The sequence below is a fragment of the Nostoc sp. XA010 genome, from assembly GCF_020829625.1.
Lineage (GTDB): Bacteria > Cyanobacteriota > Cyanobacteriia > Cyanobacteriales > Nostocaceae > Nostoc.
Window position 1 is genome coordinate 1 of sequence record NZ_JAIVFX010000117.1, and the last position, 3,863, is coordinate 3,863.

The following is a 3,863-nucleotide window of genomic DNA, read 5'->3' on the forward strand; positions in this document are numbered from 1 at the left end:
TTCGCCCTGGAAAACCGTCACTACAAACTTTCCAATTAACTCTATACAGATCGGGAGTAGTATCAACAAATTTTTTAACTTCATCTGCTTCTGCTTTTTGCTTTGCTGCAATCAACTCAAGTTCTGTTTCTTTGGCAATCTGTTCAGGCGTTTTACTCTGGCAAGAGATGATACCACCACCGACGAGCAAAGCTAAAGTGATGGCGATTTGTGAAGTTTTGAAAAGCATACTATTCTCGCTTAATAGCTAACTATTTATTCTCGGAAAAACTGGATAGTAAAAAAGCTAAATTTAGTTCGATTTGGAAAACTAATTTGATGTATTTATGAAATCAATGAGAGCTAAATTTCATTCTAAATAATATATAATAATTTGATTTCAAATAGCAAGCTAAAACCAGCAATTAACTATTAAAAAACTTGAACTTTTGCAATGAATCTATTTTGAATCAGGCAAAAGGGCTAATTCTATAACAGGATGTCAACAAAAAGCAATAGCCAGAAGTACGATATTTTTTTAGACTTCGAGCGATTCCTTTGAAGTGGGGGAATATGCCATAGTGTCTAAGTAAGAATTCAGCATGGGCAATAGTCATTGGGCTACACTCATTCAAAATAGCTGATTCTTCTTCAAGTATCTAACGTATCTTCTTATGGTAAAAAGCTAGCTTTTGCAGTAAGAGGAGGGAGAACAAAAAAGTTAGTGGAGAAATGGTAGAAGTTTGGCGATATTGGGAATTTGAGCATCCATCAAGTTCTGTAGTAAGAGTGATAGTAACACCATCAGGGCTAGAGTTATTTGCAGTGGATGTATTGCAAATAGTAGCTCCAATTTTAAATGATGATTTCGTGAGGTCAATTGAAGTTCATCAACGATTAGTGATGATGGAGAATAATCAAGTGAGTTTGGTATCAACACTCAGCGCTCTATCGATCCACTCATTAATATCACGAACAAGTGTAGTAGAACACAATGTAGTCAAACAATTTATGCAATGGGTAAGAACAAATGTGATGCCAGTGTTTAAAAATGATGTCACGATGATTGCAATCGAGCAACCAAAATACTTATTTCAACAAATAGATTACTCTCAGAAAGATTCTTTGATAAAGTATTTGTATTTTCAAAATAGTGATTCTTGGTCATCAAATAGTATTGATTTATATTTAAAGTTTATTTTAAAAAAGCTTCCATTGCCAGCTAGCTGTCCTCAGACTATTGATTTAAATGGGATTGACTTCAGAAGTAGATATTTTCAAGTATTGAAGACAGTACTAAGGTCAGTCAGCAGTTATGAATATGTTTATGAAGATTTGGTGATAAGATCGGCAAATTTGTTGATAGCCCAATCATTAGATTTATTAGTTTATTACCATTTAAATAAATTAAATGAGTCGAATTTAAATCAGGTACTAGAACAAGGATTAATATTACAAGCTCTGGGAACAATGGTTAATAAATCAATTGAGAATTTCAAGGATTTAAAACCAATGTATTTAAACCTATTAGACTACTTTTCAGCAGAAATGCTAGCACTGGACTAAACCCCGAAACTGATTAAACATGAAATAGAGGAGAAAATCAGATGACAGATATTTTAAACGATGAGGCGGAGATCCTTAATGGAGTAGAAGAATTACTCTTAGTAACAGATGAAACAACAGAAGCAGAAAGTACAGAAGATATACAGCAGATGCTAGAAGCAGTAACTACAGGTGAAAAAACAGAAGCAGGAAATACAGTCCTGCCACAAACAAAAACAGCAATCACCAATAAAAAACAGTGGAGTCGGAGATTAGTGATAGTGACAGGAGATAAAGGGGGAGTAGGAAAAAGTACTTTCGCCAGAGGATTAGCGCAAACATATTTGGATATGAAAAAAGAATTTTTGGCTTTTGATGCGGACATATCTAATTCTCATTTAAGCAGATTTTATGGAGATAAATGTTTAGTGAGAGAATTAGATTTTTTTACAGAAGGGAATGTAGACATTTTTCTAGATGATTTGAAAGAGTTAATAGAGGATAGTCTAGACACAGAAGGGGCAGTTATCCCCGGAAAGTCTTTATTCTTATTGGAATTACCACCACAGTCCATGAGAATCTTAAAAGATGTTGTACAACAAATGAAATTTTTGTCTACAGTTGATGAATTATATGATATGCGAGTAACAATTGTAGTTGTAATTAGTCGAGTAATGGATTCGGTAAAGCAGTTAATAACTTTATATGATTTTTGTCAAGACCAAGTAGATTATGTCGTAGTGAAGAATTTGTTCTTCGGTTCGCCAGAAAACTTTGTCAGATATAAAGAATCCTCAGACATAACAGCGATGAAGGATATATTAATAGAAAGTAATATTCCGTTTTTAGAAATAACGATGCCAGATTTAATAGAACACGCTTATGATTATTTAGACAAAAATAGCTTGACATTTAATCAAGGAATAGAGCAAAAAGAAAAGCCATCAGTGAAAGGAAGGGTAAGTACTTGGATTAGCAAATTCAAGGAACAAGTTGGGTTGGCGAAAAGCATTTTGGGATTAGAAAATGTCCCCCGTTTGTAGACGTGTAGTTATGACTGTAGGTGACTCGCGTGTGGGAAAGTCTACAGTCATCAAGTTATTGATTGAACTATTCCTTAGCCAACATCAAGCTGTTAAGATTTATAACCATGACAACCGTAACAAGTTCAAAGCTTATGCAGGAATAGTGCCAATCGAAAGCTTAAACTTTTTCACTGACAATCCAGATTTGGTATTAGACGATTTACTCAATGACTCATTAGATGTGATTTTTGTAGATATGCCGGGACAGTATATCCAAGAAACCTGTAACTACATATATGAGGCTGATTTTTTTACTGTTTTGGCTGAACTCAACTGGAAACTAACATTCTTACAGCCAATTTCCCATAGAAGTGATTGCATGGAATATTTCTTGCAGCTATTAGATTTTGCAACGGACAATGCTAATTATGTCATAGTAAAAAATCAACATTTTGATACGAGGTTTAAAGAGTATAAGCAATTAATACAGCAAAAATTGCCATTGGTTGGGGGCACAGAAATTATATTAACAGCCTTGCACAGAGATCATTATCAAGCAATGGAGGATTTAGCCAAACCTTACTCACAATGTTTTCATGAGCAATCCCTATATGTGTTGTATCGCTCATATATTTATCACTGGCTAAAACATTTCTTTGAGACTGTAAAAAATAATCAAGTCGCAAGTATTTACTTAGGAGTATCAGCAGGTGAGAACATCAGAAATATTGCAGGGGTATTCTGAAGCGGAACAACAGAGGATTGTTGAAACAGCGCAGCAAGTGGGGTTAGCAGAAGATGACCCGATGTTTCAAGTCATGGCAACACTTGGCAGATATGAAGAGACAATGATTTCATTGCAAGCACGAATGGAGGCAATGATTGAAGCTTGGGTACTAACAATCGATCAAAAGGTGGCGAATACTTCTAAAACAGCCCAATCAATGAACAACACTCTAGTCAGTAATGCTGTGCGTGATGTCTTAACTGAACAAATACCGAAGCTGATACAAGCATCAACATCATCTGCATCCTCAACATCATCGCCACCAAAAGAGATGCGATTATCTACAGGAAATTCTCAGATGCGTTTTTGGTCTATCTGCGCTCTGGTAGGAGGAGTGACAGCAGCCGGTGCGATGCTTGCTTCATTTACAACTTGGAACGTGATGACTAACTTGGGTCAGAACCAATCAGTCATGTTGTCAAACAACGATCTGAAGATTTTACAATGGGTAAAATCTAGCGAAGGTAAGCAAACTTATAAGCTCTTTGTTGAGAATCAACAAACTCTGGCTGCTTGTCAAGAAGAAA

At 35.4% G+C, this 3,863-nt stretch carries 4 protein-coding genes and 1 pseudogene; 4 read left to right on the forward strand and 1 reads right to left on the reverse strand.

Annotation, left to right across the window (positions count from 1 at the left end):
• Positions 1-229, reverse strand: a pseudogene (locus tag LC608_RS36395) (hypothetical protein); the annotation flags it as partial.
• Positions 230-711: 482 nt separating this feature from the next.
• Between LC608_RS36395 and LC608_RS36400 the strand changes: the two are divergent.
• The 4 genes from LC608_RS36400 to LC608_RS36415 all read left to right on the forward strand — a co-directional run.
• Positions 712-1,545, forward strand: coding sequence for a hypothetical protein (locus LC608_RS36400; RefSeq protein WP_229558145.1), 834 nt, complete (start codon positions 712-714; stop codon positions 1,543-1,545).
• Positions 1,546-1,586: 41 nt separating this feature from the next.
• The gene (locus tag LC608_RS36405) at positions 1,587-2,567 is read left to right on the forward strand and encodes a hypothetical protein (RefSeq protein WP_229558146.1); all 981 of its coding nucleotides are present in this window, start codon (positions 1,587-1,589) and stop codon (positions 2,565-2,567) included.
• A 10-nt stretch (positions 2,568-2,577) separates the two neighbouring features.
• A complete protein-coding gene (locus tag LC608_RS36410) occupies positions 2,578-3,294 on the forward strand; it encodes a hypothetical protein (RefSeq protein ID WP_229558147.1) in 717 nt (238 codons plus the stop codon).
• Positions 3,260-3,863 (forward strand): DUF6753 family protein (locus LC608_RS36415; protein ID WP_229558148.1); only part of this gene is annotated, 604 nt, incomplete at its 3' end. The genes LC608_RS36410 and LC608_RS36415, both read left to right, overlap by 35 nt.

Bases quoted from the DNA above. Each gene is read 5' to 3' on its own strand.
- LC608_RS36405 (WP_229558146.1), top strand. From the start codon at position 1,587: ATGACAGATATTTTAAACGATGAGGCGGAGATCCTTAATGGAGTAGAA.
- LC608_RS36400 (WP_229558145.1), top strand. From the start codon at position 712: ATGGTAGAAGTTTGGCGATATTGGGAATTTGAGCATCCATCAAGTTCT.
- LC608_RS36410 (WP_229558147.1), top strand. From the start codon at position 2,578: ATGACTGTAGGTGACTCGCGTGTGGGAAAGTCTACAGTCATCAAGTTA.